The following is a 21,097-nucleotide window of genomic DNA, read 5'->3' as shown; positions in this document are numbered from 1 at the left end:
AGGCCGGGCGGCCGACTTTGCCAACGAAAGGCCTCACCCGACCCGATCATCACCCTAGACTGCGTACAGTCGTCGACTGATTACACAGAGTCGCTGAAGGTCCGGGCGGCGGCACGGTCGAGCGGACCGCACGCCGGGGCGGACAGGGCGGTGGGAGGACGCGGTGAACACCTCGGCGCGCGAGGCCGCCGACCAGCTGGTCCGGCTCACCCGGCTCGTCGTGCGGGCCGAGGTGCTCCCCGACGACGGCCGGTGGGACGGCCGCGCGGGCGCCGGCCCCGAGGACGGGGGCGGCGACCGCATCCTGCGGCACAACCAGGTGACGCTCACCGCCCTGGAGCAGCAGGTCATGGGCCTGATCGTGCAGGGGCGCTACAACGGCCGCCTCGCCGGCCTGCTGGACATCCCGCCGCGCGTCGTGGAGGACCACCTCGCGGCCCTGCTCCGCGACTTCGGGGGGCGGCCCGGGGCGGCGGCCGTCCCCGCGCCCGAGCCGCGGCGCGGCGGGCGGCGCGGCACCCTCACCCTGCTCCTCGCGCCGATCACCGCGAGCATCCTGGTCGGCGGCGCGGCCGCGGCGTTCGCGCTCCAGGCGCCGCAGGACGCGCCGCGCGCCGCCCGGAGGGCCCCGGCGACCGACGCGCTCAGCCCGCTCGCCGCCTACGGGGCGTCCGTCCAGGGCGGCCTGCAGCTGCGGCTGCCCGCCGACGTCGAGGCGTCCGAGGACCGCCTGCCGCGCGGGCTGTCCACCGCCACCTCGTTCTGGGACCGCTCGACCTCGCGCGGCGCCCCCATGTCCTACGCCACGATCGCGAGCCCGTACTGGCCGCTCGGCACCCGGGTCCGCATCACCTACGGCGGGCGGAGCACCGAGGGGATCGTGCAGGACTTCGGCCCGGCCGAGTGGGCGGTCGCGCAGCACCGCGTCCCGGCCATCATCGACCTGTCGGAGAAGATGATGGCCGACCTCACCGGCTCGGCGCGGAACACCGTCCTGGTGCGGTTCCAGGTCGTGCGGTGGGGCCGCGGCGAGGTGTACCGGGTGTCGGGCACCGGCTACCGGCTGGCGTTCGGCCGGGACTGAGCGCCCGCCGCGGCACCCGCGTCAGTCCTCGTCCGCCGCCGCGTCGTCGTCGCCGCGCTGCTCGGTGAGCGGCAGCCGCACCCGGAAGACGGTGCGGCCGGGCTCGGACTCGACCTGGATGTCGCCGTGGTGGCGGTCCACCACGATCCGCCAGGAGATGTCGAGGCCGAGGCCGGTGCCCTCGCCGACCGGCTTGGTCGTGAAGAACGGCGTGAAGATGCGGCTGAGGTCGTCGGGCGGGATGCCGTCCCCGGTGTCGGCGATCTCCACCAGGGCGTCGCCGTTCACCCGGCCGGTGCGGACGGTGAGGACGCCGACGCCGTGCATCGCGTGGAGGGCGTTGACGATGAGGTTGGTCCACACCTGGTTCAGCTCGGCCGCGTACACCGGGACGGGCGGCAGGCCGGGGTCGTAGTCGGTGACCACCTCCACCTTCTCGCCGATCTTGCGGCGCAGCATGGTGAGGGTGCTGCCCAGCAGGTCGCGCAGGTCGACCGGCTGGTAGGGGGCGCGGTCGAGCTGGGAGTACTGGCGGGCCGAGTCCAGCAGCGCGGTGATCCGCCCGGTGGCGTCGGCGATCTCGGCCTGCAGCGCGGCGACGGCGAGCACCTCGGCGAGCCAGCTCATCGCGGCGGGCAGCCGGTCGCCGGCGATCGCGGCGACCTCCTCGGCCTGCTCGACGCCGACGCCGGCGGCGACCAGCTCGGGGCTGAGCTCCCAGGCGCCGGCGACGCCGCGGTCCTCCAGCCAGTCGCCGAGCTCGTCCTCGGCGTCGTTGACCTGCAGGGGCGTGCGGTTCGGCGGCCGGGTCCCGCCGGGCTCGCGGAGCCGCTCGCGCAGCCGGACGAGGTCGCCGACGCGGTCGCAGTCGACGCCGCCGGACGCCAGCTCGGCGAGGCGCTGCTGCGCCACCACGAGCCGCTCGCCGAGCTCGCTGGCGGCCCGGGACGCGGCGGCCGCGGGGTTGTTCAGCTCGTGGGTGAGGCCCGCGGTGAGGGTGCCGAGGGCGGTCAGCCGTTCGCGCTGGTCGACGATGCGGCGCGCGGTGGCCGAGCCGAAGAAGGCGCCCTCCAGCAGGTGGGTCGCCATCGGGAACCACTTGCGGACCGCCATCGCGAACTTGCGGGCGGGCAGCACGAACATCTCGCTCGGCCGGACGGCGCGCAGCGAGTGCCCGTACCGCTGCTCGATGCGGTCGCCGATGTAGGCCTGGGTGGCGCCGCCGTAGGAGCCGATCTGGCTGCTGCGGGTGGTCTCGATGACGTTCCCGCGCACGTTCTGGAGCATCGAGATCTCGCCGTCCAGCAGGACGTAGAAGAACTCGGCCGGCTCGCCCTGCGCGCAGATGAGCGCGCCCGCGTCGTAGGTGCGGACCTTGCCGTAGCCGGCGAGCCAGGCGAGCTTGTCCTCGTCGAGGTCCTCGAACAGGAACAGGGTGCGGAGCCGCTCGGGGGTGACGACGGTCATGACTGCTCCAGGTAGCGGTGCACCAGTGCGACGGCCATGGCGCCGTCGCCGACGGCCGAGGCGACCCGCTTCATGGACTCGGCGCGCACGTCGCCCGCCGCGAACACGCCGGGCAGGCTGGTCTCCAGGTGGTAGGGCTGGCGGGGGACGCCCTCGGGAAGCCGCCCGGCGTCGATGAGGTCGGGGCCGGTCAGCACGTACCCGCGGTCGTCGCGCTCGACGACGCCGTCGAGCCAGTCGGTGCGGGGCTCGGCGCCGATGAAGACGAACAGGTAGTGCGCGTCGACGGTGCGCTCCCCCTCGGGGTCGCAGAGGCGCAGGCTCTCCAGCCGGTCGGTGCCGCCGCCGGCGATGACGGTGGTCAGCGGGTGCACCTCGATGTTGGGGATGCCCGCGATCTGCTCGATGAGGTAGTGCGACATCGAGCGCTGCAGGCCCTCGGCGCGGATGAGGATGTGCACCTTCTCGGCGATGCGCGCCAGGTTCACCGCGGACTGCCCGGCCGAGTTGGCGCCGCCGACGATGTAGACCTCCTCGCCCTTGCACTCGGGCGTCTCGGCCATCGCGGCGCCGTAGTAGACGCCGCGGCCGGTGAACTCGTCCACGCCCTTGGCGGCGAGCCGCCGGTAGTCCACGCCGGTGGCGAGGATCACCGCGTGCGCGGCGATCGTGCCGCCGTCGGCCCGGTGCACCACCCGCGCGCCGCCCGCCTCCTCCAAGCCGGTGACCTGGCCGGTGGTGATGAGCTCGGCGCCGAACTTCTCGGCCTGGCGGCGGGCCCGGTCGGCGAGCTGGGCGCCGGACACCCCGTCGGGGAAGCCGAGGTAGTTCTCGATGCGCGAGCTCTGCCCGGCCTGCCCGCCGGAGGCGTGCTGCTCGATCAGCACGGTCCGCAGCCCCTCGGACGCGCCGTAGACGGCGGCGCCGAGGCCGGCCGGGCCGCCCCCGACGACGATCAGGTCGTAGAAGTCGGCGGCCGGCGCCGTCGTCAGGCCGACGGCGGCGGCGACCTGCGCGTCCGTCGGCGCCGACAGGCACGTCCCGTCGGCGGTGACGACGATCGGCAGCTCCGGCGACCCGGCGGCCGCGACCAGCTCGGCCGCCTCGGGGGCGGTGTCGAGCAGGAAGGTGTAGGGCACCTGGTTGCGGGCCAGGAAGTCGCGGATCTCGTAGGAGCGCGCCGACCAGCGGTGCCCGACGACGCGCAGCTCCTCGGGCGCCCACCGCTCGGTGTGCTTCCACGCCTTCAGCTGGGCGTCGATCACCGGGTAGAACTTCTCCTCCGGCGGGTTCCAGGGCTTCAGCATGTAGTGGTCGAGGTCCACGACGTTGATCGCCCGGATGGCGGCGTCGGTGTCGGCGTAGGCGGTGAGCAGCACCCGCCGCGCGTAGGGGTAGAGGTCCATGGCCCGCTCCAGGAACTCCACGCCGTTCATCTCGGGCATCCGGTGGTCGGCGAGCATGATCGCGGTGTCCTCGCCGCGCAGCTTCAGCTCGCGCAGCGCGTCGAGCGCGACCGGCCCGGACTCGGCCCGCACCACCCGGTACCGCTCGGCGTAGCGGCGCCGCAGGTCGCGCGCCACCGCCCGGGACACGCCCGGGTCGTCGTCCACCGTCAAGATCACTGGCTTGGCCACGCAGTTCACATTCCCCTCAGACCAGTCAGGCAAGTTCAAATCGTACGTCGTGCGGGGATCGTTTTACCGATCCGTGCACCTGCCCACACCTGCCGCGGCGGACATCGGGAATGATCCCTCCATGACCCTCAACGTGGCTCTCATCGGATACGGCACCGGAGGGTCGGTCTTCCACGCGCCGCTCGTCTCGTCGGTCCCCGGCCTGCGGCTCGCCGCCGTGGTCACCGGGAACCCCGAGCGGCAGGCGCGGGTCCGCGACCGGTACCCGGACGCCCGGGTGCTGGACTCGGCCGACCGGCTCTGGGAGGCCAGCGGCGCCTACGATCTGGTCGTGGTGACCGCTCCGAACCGCCAGCACGTCCCGCTGGCGCGCACCGCCCTCACCGCCGGCGTCCCGGTGGTGCTGGACAAGCCGGTGGCGGCGTCGTCCGCCGAGGCGCGGTCGCTCGCCGCGCTCAGCGCCGTGCGCGGGCTGCCGGTGTTCCCCTTCCACAACAGGCGCTGGGACGGCGACTTCCGCACCGTCCGGCGGCTCGCGGCCGAGGGGGCGCTCGGCCCGGTGCAGCGGTTCGAGTCGCGGTTCGAGCGCTGGCGCCCCGAGATCAAGGACGGATGGAAGGAGAGCACCGATCCCCTCGACGCGGGCGGCATCCTCTACGACCTGGGCTCCCACCTGATCGACCAGGCGCTGGTGCTGTTCGGCCGCCCCGTCCGCGTCTACGCCGAGATCGACGCGCGGCGCCCCGGCGCCCGCACGCCCGACGACGTGTTCGTGGCCCTGGAGCACGAGGGCGGGGAACGTTCCCATTTGTGGATGAGCGCGACGGCCGCCCAGCTCGGCCCCCGCTTCCGCGTCCTCGGCGGGCGGGCCGCCTACACCGTGTCGGGCATGGACGTGCAGGAGGACGCCCTCCGCGACGGGGCGACTCCGCTGGACCCGGGCTGGGGCGAGGCATCGCCGGAGGACTACGGCACCGTCGGCACGCCGGGCGACGCCCGTCCCGAACCCACGGACCCCGGCGCCTACCAGGACTTCTACGCGGGGGTCGCCGACGCGCTGCGGCACCAGGGGCCGCCGCCGGTCGCCCTGGCCGACGCCATCGCCGGCCTGGAGGTCATCGAGGCCGCCCAGCGCTCGGCCCGCGAGCACCGCGTGACCGTCCCGGAGTCCCCGGGCCGCTGACGCGCCGCCCGGTCAGAGGACCGAGACGTGCACGTGGTCGTAGTGGTTGGCGGTGATGCTGCCGCGGTCCTCCATGGCCTTCCAGCCGCCGCTGCCGCGCATGTCGTAGATGCGCTGCCTCCAGATGACGTACTTGATGCCGAGGCTGGAGGCGTTGGCGATGACGTAGGCGGCGACGCGGTCGCCGTGGGCCTGCGCGGACGCGCTCGGCATCTTGCCGCCGGTGCTCTCCATGAAGTCGCAGGCGTGGCCGGATCCGTGGTCCTGCGGGTCGCCGGGCCGCGAGCAGCCGATGGTCGGGAACGGGCCGAAGCGGCCGTCGATCGCGAGAAGGACGGTCCGCATGCGGGCGGTCATGGAGTTGCCGACGATGGGCGACTTGCCACCGCTCGCCCCGTCGGGCCGTCCGGGGCCGCTCACCTTGGCCTCGTCGGGCTTGTACTTGGCGAGCAGCTTCTTGACCCGGGCGCGCTGCGACTCCAGGTCGTCGATCTCCTTGCGCACCTTCGCGATCTTGGTGGTGGCGTCCTGCCGGGACCGCGCGGCCTTGGCCGCGAGGTCCTGCAGGTTCTGCACGCGCAGGCCGTTGTTGCGGGCCAGGTGCCGCATGACGGTGGCGTCGCGGATGGCGCCGCCGGGGTCGCCGCCGATGACGATCGGCATCTCGCTGGTGCCGTTCATGTAGGAGGTGGCGGCGAGGCGGGAGACGGCCCGGCGGGCGTCCTCGGCCTCGGCGGCCAGGTCGCGGGCGTCCTTCTCGGCCTTCTCCGCGGCGTCCTTGGCCTGGTCCAGGGAGATCAGCTCGCCCCGGTACTCCTTGGACAGGGCGGCGGCCCGCTTCTTCAGCTTGGCGTACTCGCGGGCGTCCTTGTCCTTGGGCGCGGCGGGCGCGGCCGGCACCGTCAGCGCCGCCGTGGCGCCCGCGGGCAGGACGGCCGAGACCGCGACGGCGAGGACGACCGCCGAACCGGTCGCGCGGAGCCGCCGGGCGCCGCCCTGCTCACGTCGCGTTGGTCGAAGCGCCGCCACTGCCCTCTCCTCCGTCGCTGGCCGAAGATTGGCGGCACGCTATCACGATTGTCGCATTAGCAACGCTTTTCCGAACTAATACCCAGCGTCACCGACCGTACGGTATTCGCGGGCGCCCGAACGAAGGCGAGCCGTCCGGTGTTCCTGCCATCACGACCGCGATGGCGGGAGCACCGGACGGCTCGCTTGCGGCGGCGTCGGGTGTCAGTGGCCGACCAGCTCGTCCCAGCGCGGGACGCGCGGCTCGACGTTCAGGCGCAGGCCGGCCTGCTGCGGCGTCCGGTCGCCCTTGCGGTTGTTGCACCGGCCGCAGGCGAGGACGGTGTTCTCCCAGGTGTCCTCTCCCCCGCGGGACTGCGGGACCACGTGGTCGATGGTGTGGCCGCGCTTGCCGCAGTACCCGCACACGCCGCGGTCGCGCAGGTAGACGCCCCGCTTGCTCCACGGCGGGCGGCGGCCGTGCCGCCAGCGCATCGCGACGTAGCGGACGAGCCGCAGCACCTTCGGCACCGGGAAGGTACCGATCGTGCGGCCCTCCTCGGCCTCCTCCACGACGGCCACCTCCCGCACCAGCATGCGGATGGCGTGCCGCAGGTCCACCTTCTGTAACGGCTCGTAGGACGCGTTCAGGACGAGCACGTGCACGGGGTCACCTCCCTACCCTGTTCCGCCGCCGCTCCCCCGCGCCGCCAGGGTGCATTACCGCATTGGCGGCAGGGCGCTCCGAGGCTGAATCGCAGGAGAATGGACGGGCAATTCCCGGGCTCGCCGTTTCCGGGAAGCCCCCCTCAGAGTGCCGACGCCCCGCCCCCCGGGCAACGCATTTTCGGCCCTCCCCTTGCCCCTCCCCCGACCGCCGCTACCCACCCCGACCCACACCCTCGCAACACCCCGCACCACCGCCCCGCACCGCCCCGCACCGCACCGCCCCGCGGCACCACCACACCGCCACGCCACGCACGCCGCACCACGCCGCACCACGCCACGCCGCACCACGCCGCGCACGCCACGCCGTGGACGCCACGCCGCACACGCCACGCCGCACACGCCACGCCGCACCGCGTCGTACCGCCACACCCGCGCACCGCGTCGTACCGTCACACCCGCGCACCGCGTCGTACCACCGCACCCGCGCGCCGCGTCGTACCACCGCACCCGCATCGCATTACTGCGGCAGGATGTGCCACTCCGCTTCCGCTCACCGCGTGGACCGGATCGGGCTCAGACCGTTTCCTTCCGCACGACCATTCGGCCGCTCGGAGTCGCGCCTTCCCGCGCGGGCTCGGCGGCCGGGAGGAGGACGGCGGGGACGACCGCGGCGACCGTGATGCCGACCGTCCACCAGAACGCGCCCTGGAAGGCGCCGGCTGCGCCGTGGGCAAGGAGTGACTGCAGGGCGACGGCGACAATCGCGGTGCCGAACGAGGCGCCCACCTGCTGCACGATGCGGGTGTTCATGGTGGCGTGCGGGATGTCCACCGGCCGGGTGTCCTGGTAGGCCACCGACATCGGCGGGATCAGCACCGCCCCAGTCCCGAGTCCGCGGACGAACAGCACGGCCCCCAGCCACCAGGGGTTCGTCCCCGGACCGGCGAGCGCGAAGGGGACGGTGGCGACGGCGGCGAGCAGGAAACCGGCGATCGTCACGGTGCGCGCCCCGAACCGGTCGACCAGCGCGCCGACCACGAAGCGCGAGGCGAGCGCGCCCACCCCTTGCGGGATGAGCAACAGCCCGGCGGCCAGCACGCTCTCACCCCGCAGCTGCTGGTAGTAAAGCGGCAGCAGGAACATCCCGGCGTACATCACCGCGCCGGCGGTGAACAGGACCGCGGACGCGCTGCCGAGCGACCGCAGGCGCAGCAGGCGGACGTCGACGACCGGCCGGCGCGCGCCGGGCCGCGACGCCCGGAGGACGAACACGATCAGCAGCGCGATCCCGGCGAGCAGCGGCGCCAGCACATCGGCGTGGCCGATCCCGCCGTCCTCCGACAGGCGCGAGAGGCCGAGCAGCATCCCTGCCAGCGACGGCGCGAGGAGCGCCAGGCCGATCCAGTCCAGGCGCGCGGCGCGCCCGGCCTGGGATGCGGGCCGGTCCGCCGGCAGGAACCGCCACGCCAGCAGCAGGCCGACGGCGATCAGCGGCACGTTCACCAGGAACAGCCATCGCCAGCTCAGCCAGTTCAGGATCACGCCGCCGATCACCGGCCCGAGGATCGGGCCGAGCGCGATCGGCAAGCTGACGGCCGCCATCAGCCGGCTGCTCACCCGCCCACCGGCGGCCCGCACCGCGAGCGTCTGCATCAGTGGCAGGATCAGCCCGCCGCCGAAACCCTGCAGCACACGGAAGCCGACCAGGCTCGCGGCGTTCCAGGCCACGGCGCACAGCACCGAGCCGAGCAGGAACAGCACCAGCGCGGCAGTCCAGACCTGCTTACCGCCCCAGCGCCCCTCCGCCCACCCGGTGACCGGGATGGCGACGGCCATCGCGAGCAGGAAGCCGGTGGTGACCCATTGGACCGTGCCGGCGGTCGAGTGCAGCTCCACCACCAGCGTGCGGATCGCCAGCGTCACCATCGTGGAATCGAGGATCGCCGCGATACCGCCGACGACCAGTGCCAGCAGCACCCCCTTCACCTCCGGCGACAACTTCGTCCCGGTGTCCTCCACCATCGCTCCACCCCTCCGTTAAGAGAATAATTCATCTCTTATCAGAGTAGGTCGCCGCGATAAGGAAAGCAAACCTTCCTTATACTGGTCCCATGGACACTCCTTCCGCCGCTCCCTCGCGCCGCCGCCGGCGCGGGCCCGAACTCGAGGCCGCACTGCTGGACGCGGCCTGGGACGAGCTGGTCGAGGCCGGCTTCGCGAAGCTGACCATGGAGTCCGTCGCCTCCCGCGCCGGTACCGGCGTCGCCGTGCTGTACCGCCGCTGGGCCAACAAGGACCAGCTCGTGCTCGCCGCGCTCGAGCACCAGCGCGCCAGCCACCCGGTGGAACTCCCCGACACCGGCAGCCTGCGCGGCGACCTCCTCGCCGCGCTGACCGGCATGGGCGAGGCCCGCGCCGGCTTCTTCGCCGTCACCGCGGCCGCCGCCTTCTCGGGGCTGCTGGTGGGCAGCGGCCTCACCCCCTCCCAGGTGCGCGACCGCATCATCGGCGACCAGCGACTCCCCCGCGTCCAGGCCATCTACCGGCGCGCCCACGAGCGCGGCGAGATCGACCTGGACCGGATCCCGCCCGCCGTGCTCGCGATGCCCTTCGACCTGGTCCGCCACGACCTGCTGATGGATCTCGAACCGCTCAAGCCCGAACGCATCCGCTCGATCGTCGACGAGCTCCTCCTCCCCCTCGTCCTCGACCACCGCCCTCCGACTGAATCCGACAGAACCGACCCCGACTCCTGATCCCTGGCACCTGGCCGGTGATCGGTGGCCCCCGACCGATGACCAGTGACCGCTGACCGACCGGCCGACCGGCCGTCCACTGTGCGACCGCCTACCTCCTGTCTCCCGCCCTCCACCTCCGGCTGCCCTCTACCTGCCGTCCCCGCCTTGCCGCCTCGCCGCCTCGCCGCCTCGCCGCCCTCCTGCTTGCCGCTCCTGTCACCTACCGCCCGTCACCTGCTGCTGCCTTCCTGCTTCCTGCCGCCCGTCGCTCGCTGTCTGTCGCCTGTCGCCTGTCGCCTGTCGCCAGCTATTAACTGCCTGCCGCCTGTTGCTTGTCGCTTGCGGCTGTCGCTTGTTGAGGGTCAAGGGAAGGTGGGTGGTCTTACTACGGGTAGTGCCCTTTCCACTTTGGACCACCAGGCGGCCAGGGCGTGTCCTAGTGGGGAGCACACCTCCAAGGCGCCCGCGCAGGACACGCAGACCGGACAGGTGGGCCGGGTCCAGGCCAGGTGCACGGCGACGCCGCCCAGGCCGGCGGGTTCCATCCCCCAGAAGCGCAGGACGTCGTCGCCCGCCAGGTCTCGTGCATCCGAGAGGAACCACTCGCCCGGGCCGTCCTCCGCCCCCCGTTCGCACTGCTCGGTGAACAGCGCCTGGGCCAGGGACCGCAGCACGGCCGCACCGGTGTGCATCGTGCCGTAGGAGAGTCCGCGCACTGCGAGCTCGGGCAGACCGAAGCGGTGCAGGCCGTAGGTGTCGGCGCGCAGGTGCGGGCCGGCTCCAGGGGTGATGTAGATCTGCACCCAGTGCTCCCCGAGCACGAAGCGGCCAGGGCGAGGCGGAGGTTCATGGCCTCGGGGCAGCAGATGGCCGGCGTCCATGTCGATGACGCGTCCGCCCGTCAGGGACGCCAGGGTGCGGGCGGCGAAGCGGGTGGACTGGGGGTGCAGAGGCCAGTTCGCCGGAGCGGAGAGGCCGGTCAGGACCACATGGTGGGAAGCGCGCGTGATCTCGTCGAGATCGCCGGGCTCGAGCCCCGCGATGGTGCGGAGCCGCGCCGACCAGGGTGTGGGAGTGCTTCGCGCGTCGAGGGTGAGGAGCGGTGAGCCGAGCAGCCCCGCGGCAGTGCGCGCGTGAGCGTCGGACGGGCGGGTTGCGGGCGTGGGGGTGTCGAGCGTGCGGGTGTCGAGTCCGGGGCGGCCTTCGGCGGGTGGGTGCCGGTGGCGGTGCTCGTGATCGGGCGGCGTTCGGGTGAGAGCCGTGCGAAGGGCCGCGACGGTGGGCGGCGGATGCTCGGACGTGACGAGGAAACGGCTGGACGCCGAACCGGGGATGCGGATCTTGAGCCGTCGGGACATGTGCGCCTCCTGGCGCCCCGAGTCCCCGGGCGGGACTCGAAGGGCGTGCTTCCAGGGTGGCGGGCGGCGCACATGAGGAGAACACGAACGGCGTTCTGTGGATAACTCCCCGTAGATAGAGCTCGCGGGATCAGATTCGGGGCTTTTGTCCCGGTTGTGAGCCTGCTCGATGGTCCGGCGCGGGGTGCGGCGGGTGCGAGGACGGCCGCTCGCGCGTGGGCGCGAGCGGCCGTTGTAACGCATGGCTTCCCTTGTTCGTCGGAGACGAGGCGTGCCGGGCGGCCGGCTACGGGTGCTCTTCGGTGGAGCGGGAGTCGGTGAGGGTGAGCGCGCCGCCCGCGGCGACCAGGCCGACGACCACCGCCAGCACGGCGTAGGCGATCCGCTCGCCGTGGAAGAACGACGCCACGAGGTCGCTGCTCCAGACGCCCGCGGGCAGCCGCGTGGTGACCAGCGCCGCGATCATCGTGCCGATGACGGCGGTGCCGACGCTGGTCCCGACCTCCTGGGCGGTGTCGTTCAGCGCGGTGCCGATCGAGGTGCGGTTGGCCGGCATCGCGTCGACCAGGGCGATGGCGCAGATCGTCATGACGGTGCGCAGCCCGATGGTCATCACGACCATGCAGGCCGCGATGGCGGCGTAGCCGTGGTCGACGCCCCAGGCGAGGCCGGCCAGGGCCGCGGCCAGGCAGGCCGCGCCGACCAGGCAGGCGACGCGGTGGCCGAACCGCTTGGCCAGCCACTCCGACAGCGGGGTCGCGGCGATCATGGTCGCGATGAGCGGCAGGTTCGCCAGGCCGGCCCGCACGGGGCTCCAGCCGTAGGCGTACTGGAAGTGCAGGATCAGCCCGAACATCACGCCGGCCATCGCGATGGCCGTCCCGATCTGCGCGACGGCGGCGCCGCGCACGGTGCCGTTGGAGAACAGGCCGAGGTCCAGCATGGGCGCGGCGCTGCGGCGCTCGTGCCACACGAAGGCGGCGGCCGCGGCCACGGCGCCGGCGATCGAGGCGATCGTGGCGGCGGACAGCCAGCCGTGCTCGACGCCGCTGGTCAGCGAGTAGCAGGCGAGGCCGATGGCGAGGACGCTGAGGACGGCGCCGGGCAGGTCCAGGCGGTCGCGGGTCAGGTCCTCGGGCCGGTCGGCCGCGACGCCGAGCCGGACGCCGACGGCCGCGACCAGGGCGATCGGGGCGTTGACGACCAGGAGCCACTCCCACCGCACGTGGGCCAGGGCGGTGCCGCCCAGCAGCGGGCCGAGGACGAAGCCCGACATGCCGACGATGATCATCAGGGTCATCGCGCGCATGCGCAGCGCCTGGTCGCCGAACAGGCGGAAGACCAGCGAGTTGGTGATGGGCGCCATCGCCGCGGCGGCGATGCCGAGACCGGCCCGCAGGGCGATGAGCTCGCCCGCCGAGTCGACGGCGACCACGCACAGGCTCAGCAGGCCGAACACCGCGAGGCCGACGAGCAGCACGCGGCGGCGCCCCAGGCGGTCGGCCAGCGATCCGGCCGTGAGCAGCAGGCCGCCGAACGTCAGGGAGTAGGCGCCGGTGACCCACTGCAGAGCGGTCGTGCCGCTGCCCAGGTCGCGGCCGATCGTGGGCAGCGCGATCGAGAGCAGGGTGTTGTCGACCATCTCGACGAAGAAGGCGAGGCAGAGCGCGGTCAGGGGGATCCAGGCCGCGCGGAGGGACGGATAGGTGCGGGCCGTCGGGGCCGCGGCCGCATCGGCGGTGGTGGTCATGGTCGGCCTCCTCTCGGGGCGTCAACGATTATCGAACCGTGTTCCATCATAGAACCATGTTCGATGATGTGGCAAACATGGTTGGATGGACACCATGACGAGCCCGCGACCACGACCCGCCGAGCGCCCGCCCCGGGGACGGCGGCGCGCCTCGCACTCCATGGAGGCCGTCCTGTCGGGCGCCGTGGCGCTGCTCGACGAGGCGGGCGCGTCGGCGCTGACGATCCGGGCCCTGGCGGCCCGCCTCGGCACCGGCGTCGGCAGCATCTACTGGTACGTCTCCGGCAAGGAGGACCTCGTCGACCGCGCCGTCGACCACGTGCTCGGCGGCGTGCTCACCGCCTTCGAGGAGCGGGCCGACACCGCCGACCCGATCGACGACCTGCGCTGGATGGCCGTGACGCTGTTCGACGCGATCGTCGACCGGCCGTGGCTGGGGGGACCGTTCATGCTGAACGTCGGCTCCCCGAACAACTCGCTCCGCATCTACGAGAAGATCGGGCAGCAGACGCTGCGGCTCGACCTCACCCCCCGGCAGCGCTTCCACGCCGGGTCGGGGATCGTGAGCCTGGTGGTCGGCAACGCCGTCGACCTCGGGGAGGAGCCTCCCCCCGAGGTGCTGGAGGGCGCCACGGACCGCGACGCGTTCCTCAGGCGCTACACCGACATGTGGCGGACGCTGGACCCCGACGAGTTCCCCTTCATGCGCCAGATCGCCGGGGAGGTCGACGGCCACGACGACAGGGAGCAGTTCATCGCCGCGCTGGACCTGACGCTGGCGGGTCTCCGCCTCCAGGCGGGGGCCTGACCGGCGCCCGGATGGGTCAGGGCAGGTCGGCGGCCAGGGCCTGGTACTCGCGGGACTCGCGCTGGCGGCGGAAGCCCAGCTCGGTGTTCACCGCGAGCATGTGGACGTTGTCGCCGGCGTTGTCGGTCTCGATCTCGCGGACCTCGGGGCGCTCGGCGGCCAGCCACTCCAGCATCGCGGCCTTCACCCAGATGCCGAGGCGGCGGCCGCGGTGCTCGGGGACGACGGCGGTGTCGTACTGGGCGGCGCGGCCCGGCTGGTCGGCGGAGGTGACGACCTCGGTGAAGCCCGCGATGACACCGTCGCGGACGGCGGCGACGGTGTACAGGGCGTCGCCGCGCTTGGCGACCAGCTCGCCCATCTCGCGGACCCGGCCGGCGTCCCAGGGGGCGCCCTCGTACTCGGCGAGGTCGGCCATGGCCTCCTTGGCGCGGGCGAGGTCGGCGGCGTGCTCGTCGGGGACGACGCCGCGCCAGCGGATCAGCTCGTAGCCGGGCGGCCCGGCGGCGACGAGCGCGCCGACGCGCCCGGCGGGCAGCGCGTCCAGATCGAGGACGAGGCCCTGGAGCACCAGGACGCAGGCGAAGCCGTGCGCCTCCAGGAACGGGACGGCGGGGGTGCCCGCCAGGACCTGCGCGATCACCGAGGCCCGCCCGTCGGCGCGCAGCGCGGCGGCGGCGACGGTGAGCAGGGCGCGGCCGACGCCGGCGCGGCGGTGCCCGGGACGGACCTGGATGTCGATCTCGCCGGGCCGGGCCGCGCCGGGCTCGCCGGGCAGCCGGAGCGCCGCGACGGCGACGGTCTCGCCGTCGCGCACGGCCGTCCAGAGCCGCTGCCGCGAGCCCTGCTCGGCGCCGAGCAGGCGGGCCGTCGTGTGCTCCGGCTCGGGGGCGGGCTCGCCGGCGGGGTCGGCGGCGTGGACCGCGGTGAGGACGGCGTGCCACTGGCGGATCTGCGCGTCCGTCGGATCACCGAGCTCGATGACGTCCATCAGACTTTTTTACCGGATCCCGGCGGCGCGCGACCCGGTCCCCGGGCAATCACCGCGGGTAATCAGCGGGAGAAGGCGTCCAGGATGCGCTGCGCGGCGAGCGCGGGCGGCAGCGTCCCGTCGGCGACCCGCGCCTCCAGCTCCGGGGCGAGCGCGCGGACGGCCGGGTCGGCGTGCAGCTCGGCGAGCAGGCGGTCGCGCACCATCGCCCACGTCCAGCGGACCTGCTGGGCGCGGCGGCGGCGCTCCAGCTCGCCGGAGGCGCGCATCCGGTCCTGGTGGTCGGTGAGCTTGCGCCAGACCTCGTCCAGCCCGTCGCCGTCGCGGGCGCTGCACGTCAGCACGGGGACGTCGTGCTCGCGCTCGGCGCTGCGCAGCAGCCGCAGCGCGCCCGCGAGCTCGCGGGCGGCCTTCTCGGCGTCGCGCTTGTGCGGCCCGTCGGCCTTGTTGACGGCGATGACGTCGGCGAGTTCCAGGACGCCCTTCTTGATGCCCTGGAGCTGGTCGCCGGTGCGGGCCAGGGTGAGGAACAGGAAGGAGTCGACCATCTCGGCGACGGTCGTCTCCGACTGCCCGACGCCGACGGTCTCCACCAGGACGACGTCGTAGCCGGCGGCCTCCATGACGACCATCGCCTCGCGGGTGGCGCGGGCGACGCCGCCGAGCGTCCCGGCGGTCGGCGACGGGCGGATGAAGGCGTCCGGGTCGACCGACAGCCGCCGCATCCGCGTCTTGTCGCCGAGGATGCTGCCGCCGGTGCGGGTGGAGGACGGGTCCACCGCGAGGACCGCGACCTTGTGCCCGGCGCCGGTGAGGCTCGTGCCGAGGGCGTCGATGAAGGTGGACTTGCCGACGCCGGGCACGCCGGTGATCCCGACGCGCCGCGCGTCCCCGGCGTGCGGGGCGAGCTCGGCGAGCAGCCGCTGCGCGAGCTCGCGGTGGTCGGGCCGGGCGGACTCCACGAGCGTGATCGCGCGCGCGGTCCAGGCCCGCGAGCCCGCCCGGACGCCCTTGACGTAGTCGCCGAGCTCCCTCACCAGGTCACGCCGCCGGGTGGCCGAGCCGGGCCGCCAGGTCCGCCAGCAGGCCGAGGGCGGCCTCGGCGAGCACGGTCCCGGGCGGGAAGATCGCGGCGGCGCCGGCGGCGCGCAGCTCGGCGAAGTCCTGCGGCGGGATCACCCCCCCGACGACGATCATGACGTCGCCGGCGCCGAGCGCGGCGAGCTCCTCGCGCAGCGCGGGCACCAGCGTGAGGTGCCCGGCGGCGAGGGAGTTGACGCCGACGACGTGCACGTCGGCCTCGACGGCCTGGCGGGCGACCTCGGCGGGCGTCTGGAACAGCGGGCCGACGTCGACGTCGAAGCCGAGGTCGGCGAACCCGGTCGCGATGACCTTCTGGCCGCGGTCGTGGCCGTCCTGGCCCATCTTGGCGACCAGGATGCGCGGCCGGCGGCCCTCGGCCTCGGCGAACGCGTCGGTCGCGGCGCGGGCCTCCTCGATCGCCGACACCCGGCCGGCCTCCTCCCGGTAGACGCCGGAGATGGTGCGGATCTGCGCGGCGTGGCGCCCGTAGGCGCGCTCCAGCGCGTCGGAGATCTCGCCGACGGTGGCCTTGGCGCGGGCCGCGTCGATGGCGAGGGCGAGCAGGTTGCGCTCCAGGCCGGGGCCGCGGGTGCCCTTCTCGGCGGCGTCCGCGGCGGCCGTGAGGGCGTCCAGGCTCGCGCGCGCCGCGGCCTCGTCGCGCTCCTCGCGCAGGCGCCGCAGCTTCTCGATCTGCCGGGCGCGCACCGAGGCGTTGTCGACCTTCAGGACGTCGATGGACTCGTCGGCGTCGGGCCGGTACTTGTTGACGCCGACGACGGGCTGGCGGCCGGAGTCGATGCGGGCCTGGGTGCGGGCCGCGGCCTCCTCGATGCGCAGCTTCGGCAGGCCCTCGTCGATGGCCTTGGCCATGCCGCCCGCTTCCTCGACCTCGGCGATGTGGCCCCAAGCGCGGCGGGCCAGGTCGTAGGTGAGGCGTTCGACGTAGGCGCTGCCGCCCCACGGGTCGATCGTGCGGGTGGTGCCCGACTCCTGCTGCAGGAGCAGCTGGGTGTTGCGGGCGATGCGCGCGGAGAAGTCGGTGGGCAGCGCGAGGGCCTCGTCCAGCGCGTTGGTGTGCAGCGACTGGGTGTGGCCCTGCGTCGCGGCCATCGCCTCAATGCAGGTGCGGGCGACGTTGTTGAAGACGTCCTGCGCCGTCAGCGACCAGCCTGAGGTCTGCGAGTGGGTGCGCAGCGACAGCGACTTGGGGTTCTTCGGGTCGAAGCCCTTCACCAGCCGCGCCCACAGGAGCCGCGCGGCCCGCAGCTTGGCCACCTCCATGAAGAAGTTCATGCCGATCGCCCAGAAGAACGACAGGCGCGGCGCGAACGCGTCGATGTCGAGGCCCGCCTCGCGGCCCGCGCGGATGTACTCCACGCCGTCGGCGAGGGTGTAGGCGAGTTCCAGGTCGGCGGTGGCCCCGGCCTCCTGGATGTGGTAGCCGGAGATCGAGATGGAGTTGTACTTCGGCATCCGCTGCGAGGTGAACGCGAAGATGTCGGAGATGACCCGCATCGAGGGGGCGGGCGGGTAGATGTAGGTGTTGCGGACCATGAACTCCTTGAGGATGTCGTTCTGGATGGTGCCGGCGAGCTCCTCCGGCACTACCCCCTGCTCCTCGGCGGCCGCGATGTAGAGGGCGAGGACGGGCAGCACCGCCCCGTTCATGGTCATCGACACGCTCATGCGGTCCAGCGGGATGCCGTCGAACAGCTGCCGCATGTCGTAGATGGAGTCGATCGCGACGCCCGCCATGCCGACGTCGCCCGCGACGCGCGGGTGGTCGGAGTCGTAGCCGCGGTGGGTGGCGAGGTCGAAGGCGACCGACAGGCCCTTCTGGCCGGCGGCGAGGTTGCGCCGGTAGAAGGCGTTGGACTCCTCGGCGGTGGAGAACCCGGCGTACTGGCGGATCGTCCACGGCTGGGTGGCGTACATGGCCGGGTAGGGGCCGCGCAGGTAGGGCGCGATGCCCGGCAGGGTGTCCAGGAAGTCCAGGCCGGCGAGGTCGTCTCCGGTGTAGAGCGGCTTCACGCCGATGCCCTCGGGGGTGTCCCAGGCGAGCGCCTCGGGGTCGCTCCCGGTGGACTCGGCAACAGCGGCGCGCCAGCGCTTGGCGGCGTCGGCGGCGGGCGCGGGGGCGCCCAGCTCCAGCCCGGCGAAGTCGGGGATCATCAGCTCACTCCCAGATCCTGCAGCGTGGCCTCGAGGACGGCGACGGCGTCGCAGCCCGCGTGGACCCGGTCGTCCACCCCGTCGTAGGAGCCCTTACCCGCCAGCCACACCTTCACCGCTCCGGCGCCCTTCAGCGTGGCGGCGGCGTCCGCGGCGTGCTCGGCGTACAGCGTGTCGCTGGAGCAGAGGACGGCGACGGCGGCGCCGGAGGCGGCGAAGTCCTCGGGCGGGCCGCTGACGGTGGCGATGCCGCCCGCCTGGAACAGGTTGGCGGCGAAGGAGGCGCGCGCGGTGTGGACGGCGATCGGCCCGAGCGTCGCCAGGTAGACCGCGGGACGCGCGCCGGTCGCGGCCTCGTGCGCGTCGCTGCGGTCGCGCAGCGCCTCGAAGTCCTGCGCGTAGTGCACGGCGGGCAGGCCGCCGGACGGGGCGGGCGGCGCCGGGGCGCGCTCGGGCAGCTTCTCGGCCAGGTTCGGGAACTCGCTGACTCCCGTGAGAGGGGCCTTGCGGCGCGCGATGTCCTTGCGGCGCCGCTCCCAGGTCGCGGCGAGCCGTTCGGCGATGAGGCCGGAGTCCAGGGCGGCGGCGAACCCGCCGGCCCGTTCGATCTCGGTGAAGCGGTCCCAGGCGGCCCGCGCCAGCTCCTCGGTGATCTTCTCGACGTACCAGGAGCCGCCCGCCGGGTCGGCGACGCGCGACAGGCTGGACTCCTCCAGCAGCAGCGTCTGGGTGTTGCGGGCGATGCGGCGGGAGAAGGCGTCGGGCAGCCCGAGGCGGGCGTCGAAGGGCTGCACGGTGACGGCGTCGGCGCCGCCGACCCCGGCGGCGAACGCCGCGACGGTGGTGCGCAGCATGTTCACCCACGGGTCGCGGCGGGTCATCATCGCCGAGGAGGTGACGGCGTGGACGCGCGCCGCGGTCCCGTCGGCGGCGCCGCTGGCCTCGGCGACGCGCGCCCAGAGGCGGCGGGCGGCGCGCAGCTTGGCGATCGACAGGAACTGGTCGGCGTTCACCGCGAGCCGGAACTCGATCTGCCCGAACGCCTCGTCGACGTTCAGGCCGGCGTCGGTGAGGGCGCGCAGGTAGGCGACGCCGGCGGCGACGGCGCCCGCCAGCTCGTCGGCGTCCGAGCCGCCCGCGTCGTGGTGGACGGTGCCGTCCACGGTGACGGCGCGCAGCCTCGGGAAGTCGCGGGCGCAGCGCGCGGCGAGCTCGGCGGCGGCCTCCACCGGCAGGACGTCGCCGGTGCGGGCGCGCAGCCCGAGCGGGTCGGCGCCGAGGCCGCCGGCCACCCGGGCCGCCTTGCCGGACTCGGCGGCGAGGGCGAGGAACGCCTCGGCGGCCTCGGGGGTGCGGCGGCCGGCGTCGAGGACGACCGGCGCGAGGTCCAGGTGGACGCCGCGGAGCGCCTCGGCGAGGCCGTCCACGGGCAGGCCCGCCTCGCCGAGGACGAGCCACACCGAGGTGGCGCCGTTCTCCAGGTCGGCGAGGACCGCCTCGCGGACGGCGGCGGGGTCGGGCGCGGCGTGCCGCTGGCGGACGTCCCAGCCGGCGAGGCTCTCGGCGTCCGGGCGCACCTCGCGCACGTAGGGGGCGAGGCCGGGACGGCCCGGCGCGCCGTCGCCGGCGGTGTAGAGCGCCGCGATCGGCACGCCGTCGTAGGAGGGGCGCGCGAGCAGGCCCTCGATCTCCTCCAGGGGGGTGTCCTCGGTCGCCGCGCCGGACTTGCGCAGCACCCCCTTCACCATCTCCCGCCACCGGTCGCGCTCGGCCGGGGGGAAGGCGGCGGCCAGTTCGAGTTCCTCAGGCGGCACCGTCATGCCAGGGATGGTAAGCGAGCGCGTACCCGCCGCCGGCGACCGGGTCCCCCGTTCGGCGCGGCCGGCCCCCGGCCCTCGCCCCATCCAGCCCCGGACCTGGACAGATTAGGGCGTTGGCGGCGGGGCAGGAGGGAGGCCATGACCCTAGATGCCATCCCCGGTGACCTTTACCACATGCAGGATCTGCTGGCTCCGCGCGAGCAGGAGATCCTCGGCAGGGTGCGCGACTTCCTGTCCACCGAGGTCGCCCCCCTCGCCGACGAGCACTGGGCGAAGGCGGAGTTCCCCTTCGCGCTCATCCCCAAGTTCGGCGAGCTGAACGTGGCGGGCCTGGGGTTCGAGGAGTGCGGCGGCGAGACGCCGAGCAGCCTGCTGACCGGCTTCCTGGCGCTGGAGATGGCGCGCTGCGACCCGTCGATGTCGACGTTCTTCGGCGTGCACACCGGCCTCGCCATGGGCAGCATCGGCGCCTGCGGGTCGCCCGAGCAGCGCGAGCGCTGGCTGCCGGAGATGGGCCGGATGGACAAGATCGGCGCGTTCGCGCTGACCGAGCCGCACGGCGGGTCCGACGTCGCGCTCGGCCTCCGCACGACCGCCCGCCGCGACGGCGGCGCATGGGTGCTGAACGGCGCCAAGCGCTGGATCGGCAACGGCACGTTCGCCGACTACATCGTGGTCTGGGCGCGCGACGAGGACGACGGCCAGGTCAAGGGCTTCGTGGTGGAGAAGGGCACCCCCGGCTTCGCCGCCACCCGCATCGAGAACAAGATCGCGCTGCGGACCGTGCAGAACGCCGACATCGTGCTGAGCGACTGCCGCGTCCCCGAGGAGAACCGGCTCGCCGCGGCCGGCTCGTTCAAGGACACCGCCGGGATCCTCCGCCGGACCCGCAGCGGCGTGGCCTGGCAGGCCGTCGGGGTGATGCTGGCCGCCTACGAGATCGCCCGCGAGTACGCGGTGCAGCGCGAGCAGTTCGGGCGGCCGATCGCCGAGTTCCAGCTCGTCCAGGACCTGCTGGTCAAGATCCTCGGCAACGCCACCTCCTCGCTCGGGATGGTGGTCCGCCTCGCCCAGCTCCAGGACTCGGGCCAGTACCGCGACGAGCACTCCGCGCTCGCCAAGGCCCACTGCACCACCCGCATGCGCGAGGCCGTCGGCTGGGCCCGCGAGCTCATGGCGGGCAACGGGATCGTGCTCGACTACGGCATCGGCCGGTTCGTCGCCGACGCCGAGGCGCTCTACTCCTACGAGGGCACCCGCGAGATCAACACGCTGATCGTCGGCCGCGCGGTGACCGGGCACGGCGCGTTCGTGTGAGCCCGCCGCCGC

The 21,097-nt window shown here is 73.7% G+C and carries 16 protein-coding genes; 5 read left to right on the top strand and 11 right to left on the bottom strand.

Annotated elements, in window-relative coordinates; all coding sequences use genetic code 11:
- Nucleotides 1-163 precede the first annotated feature (163 nt).
- On the top strand, nt 164-1,084 hold the full coding sequence (locus tag K1Y72_RS32455; RefSeq protein WP_220170355.1) for a hypothetical protein: 921 nt from the start codon (nt 164-166) through the stop codon (nt 1,082-1,084).
- 21 nt (nt 1,085-1,105) lie between these two features.
- On the opposite strand, the gene K1Y72_RS32450 is transcribed toward K1Y72_RS32455, so the two are convergent.
- Both K1Y72_RS32450 and K1Y72_RS32445 read right to left on the bottom strand, forming a co-directional pair.
- The gene (locus K1Y72_RS32450) at nt 1,106-2,551 is read right to left on the bottom strand and encodes an ATP-binding protein (protein WP_220170354.1); all 1,446 of its coding nucleotides are present in this window, start codon (nt 2,549-2,551) and stop codon (nt 1,106-1,108) included.
- Nucleotides 2,548-4,188 (bottom strand): NAD(P)/FAD-dependent oxidoreductase, encoded by a 1,641-nt coding sequence (locus K1Y72_RS32445; RefSeq protein ID WP_220170353.1) that lies wholly within the window; start codon nt 4,186-4,188, stop codon nt 2,548-2,550. The genes K1Y72_RS32450 and K1Y72_RS32445 overlap by 4 nt, the downstream gene beginning before the upstream one ends.
- A gap of 121 nt (nt 4,189-4,309) precedes the next feature.
- Between K1Y72_RS32445 and K1Y72_RS32440 the strand changes: the two genes are divergently transcribed.
- Nucleotides 4,310-5,371: a Gfo/Idh/MocA family oxidoreductase gene (locus K1Y72_RS32440; RefSeq protein WP_220170352.1), complete on the top strand. Its 1,062-nt coding sequence runs from the start codon at nt 4,310-4,312 to the stop codon at nt 5,369-5,371.
- 12 nt (nt 5,372-5,383) lie between these two features.
- On the opposite strand, the gene K1Y72_RS32435 is transcribed toward K1Y72_RS32440, so the two are convergent.
- The 3 genes from K1Y72_RS32435 to K1Y72_RS32425 all read right to left on the bottom strand — a co-directional run bounded on the left by K1Y72_RS32435 (nt 5,384) and on the right by K1Y72_RS32425 (nt 9,070).
- Nucleotides 5,384-6,400: a coiled-coil domain-containing protein gene (locus tag K1Y72_RS32435; RefSeq protein WP_220170351.1), complete on the bottom strand. Its 1,017-nt coding sequence runs from the start codon at nt 6,398-6,400 to the stop codon at nt 5,384-5,386.
- A 204-nt stretch (nt 6,401-6,604) separates the two neighbouring features.
- A complete protein-coding gene (locus K1Y72_RS32430; protein WP_220170350.1) occupies nt 6,605-7,045 on the bottom strand; it encodes an HNH endonuclease in 441 nt (146 codons plus the stop codon).
- Between the two features lie 576 nt (nt 7,046-7,621).
- Entirely contained in the window at nt 7,622-9,070 is a 1,449-nt protein-coding gene (locus K1Y72_RS32425) for an MDR family MFS transporter (RefSeq protein ID WP_220170349.1), read from the bottom strand.
- 89 nt (nt 9,071-9,159) lie between these two features.
- Here K1Y72_RS32425 and K1Y72_RS32420 point away from each other — a divergent pair, with 89 nt between their 5' ends.
- Nucleotides 9,160-9,804 carry a TetR/AcrR family transcriptional regulator gene (locus K1Y72_RS32420; RefSeq protein ID WP_220170348.1) on the top strand — a complete coding sequence of 215 codons (645 nt, stop codon included), beginning with the start codon at nt 9,160-9,162 and terminating at the stop codon, nt 9,802-9,804.
- A gap of 344 nt (nt 9,805-10,148) precedes the next feature.
- On the opposite strand, the gene K1Y72_RS32415 is transcribed toward K1Y72_RS32420, so the two are convergent.
- Both K1Y72_RS32415 and K1Y72_RS32410 read right to left on the bottom strand, forming a co-directional pair.
- Nucleotides 10,149-11,144 (bottom strand): hypothetical protein, encoded by a 996-nt coding sequence (locus K1Y72_RS32415; protein WP_220170347.1) that lies wholly within the window; start codon nt 11,142-11,144, stop codon nt 10,149-10,151.
- A gap of 286 nt (nt 11,145-11,430) precedes the next feature.
- Nucleotides 11,431-12,894 carry an MFS transporter gene (locus K1Y72_RS32410; protein WP_220170346.1) on the bottom strand — a complete coding sequence of 488 codons (1,464 nt, stop codon included), beginning with the start codon at nt 12,892-12,894 and terminating at the stop codon, nt 11,431-11,433.
- 85 nt (nt 12,895-12,979) lie between these two features.
- Between K1Y72_RS32410 and K1Y72_RS32405 the strand changes: the two genes are divergently transcribed.
- Nucleotides 12,980-13,702 (top strand): TetR/AcrR family transcriptional regulator, encoded by a 723-nt coding sequence (locus tag K1Y72_RS32405; protein WP_220170345.1) that lies wholly within the window; start codon nt 12,980-12,982, stop codon nt 13,700-13,702.
- Nucleotides 13,703-13,718: 16 nt separating this feature from the next.
- Here K1Y72_RS32405 and K1Y72_RS32400 read toward each other — a convergent pair whose 3' ends face one another.
- The 4 genes from K1Y72_RS32400 to K1Y72_RS32385 form a co-directional block, all read right to left on the bottom strand.
- A complete protein-coding gene (locus K1Y72_RS32400; protein ID WP_220170344.1) occupies nt 13,719-14,693 on the bottom strand; it encodes a GNAT family N-acetyltransferase in 975 nt (324 codons plus the stop codon).
- A gap of 62 nt (nt 14,694-14,755) precedes the next feature.
- Nucleotides 14,756-15,733 carry a methylmalonyl Co-A mutase-associated GTPase MeaB gene (gene meaB / locus K1Y72_RS32395; protein WP_258574358.1) on the bottom strand — a complete coding sequence of 326 codons (978 nt, stop codon included), beginning with the start codon at nt 15,731-15,733 and terminating at the stop codon, nt 14,756-14,758.
- Nucleotide 15,734: 1 nt separating this feature from the next.
- Nucleotides 15,735-17,948, bottom strand: coding sequence for a methylmalonyl-CoA mutase (scpA, locus tag K1Y72_RS32390; protein ID WP_220170342.1), 2,214 nt, complete (start codon nt 17,946-17,948; stop codon nt 15,735-15,737).
- A complete protein-coding gene (locus K1Y72_RS32385) occupies nt 17,948-19,768 on the bottom strand; it encodes a methylmalonyl-CoA mutase subunit beta (protein ID WP_220170341.1) in 1,821 nt (606 codons plus the stop codon). Before K1Y72_RS32385 ends, scpA begins: the two co-directional genes overlap by 1 nt.
- Before the next feature lie 174 nt (nt 19,769-19,942).
- Here K1Y72_RS32385 and K1Y72_RS32380 point away from each other — a divergent pair, with 174 nt between their 5' ends.
- On the top strand, nt 19,943-21,085 hold the full coding sequence (locus tag K1Y72_RS32380) for an acyl-CoA dehydrogenase family protein (RefSeq protein ID WP_258574326.1): 1,143 nt from the start codon (nt 19,943-19,945) through the stop codon (nt 21,083-21,085).
- Nucleotides 21,086-21,097 lie beyond the last annotated feature (12 nt).

Origin of the sequence: Actinomadura parmotrematis (genome assembly GCF_019458805.1) — a bacterium.
GTDB lineage: Bacteria > Actinomycetota > Actinomycetes > Streptosporangiales > Streptosporangiaceae > Spirillospora > Spirillospora parmotrematis.
Note: the sequence above shows the minus strand (reverse complement) of the source record. Positions and strands in the feature narration are given on the sequence as shown.

Bases quoted from the DNA above. Each gene is read 5' to 3' on its own strand.
- K1Y72_RS32415 (WP_220170347.1), bottom strand. From the start codon at position 11,144: ATGTCCCGACGGCTCAAGATCCGCATCCCCGGTTCGGCGTCCAGCCGT.
- K1Y72_RS32405 (WP_220170345.1), top strand. From the start codon at position 12,980: ATGGACACCATGACGAGCCCGCGACCACGACCCGCCGAGCGCCCGCCC.
- K1Y72_RS32380 (WP_258574326.1), top strand. From the start codon at position 19,943: ATGCAGGATCTGCTGGCTCCGCGCGAGCAGGAGATCCTCGGCAGGGTG.
- K1Y72_RS32450 (WP_220170354.1), bottom strand. From the start codon at position 2,551: ATGACCGTCGTCACCCCCGAGCGGCTCCGCACCCTGTTCCTGTTCGAG.
- K1Y72_RS32420 (WP_220170348.1), top strand. From the start codon at position 9,160: ATGGACACTCCTTCCGCCGCTCCCTCGCGCCGCCGCCGGCGCGGGCCC.
- K1Y72_RS32410 (WP_220170346.1), bottom strand. From the start codon at position 12,894: ATGACCACCACCGCCGATGCGGCCGCGGCCCCGACGGCCCGCACCTAT.
- K1Y72_RS32400 (WP_220170344.1), bottom strand. From the start codon at position 14,693: ATGGACGTCATCGAGCTCGGTGATCCGACGGACGCGCAGATCCGCCAG.
- K1Y72_RS32440 (WP_220170352.1), top strand. From the start codon at position 4,310: ATGACCCTCAACGTGGCTCTCATCGGATACGGCACCGGAGGGTCGGTC.
- K1Y72_RS32425 (WP_220170349.1), bottom strand. From the start codon at position 9,070: ATGGTGGAGGACACCGGGACGAAGTTGTCGCCGGAGGTGAAGGGGGTG.
- scpA (WP_220170342.1), bottom strand. From the start codon at position 17,948: ATGATCCCCGACTTCGCCGGGCTGGAGCTGGGCGCCCCCGCGCCCGCC.
- K1Y72_RS32385 (WP_220170341.1), bottom strand. From the start codon at position 19,768: ATGACGGTGCCGCCTGAGGAACTCGAACTGGCCGCCGCCTTCCCCCCG.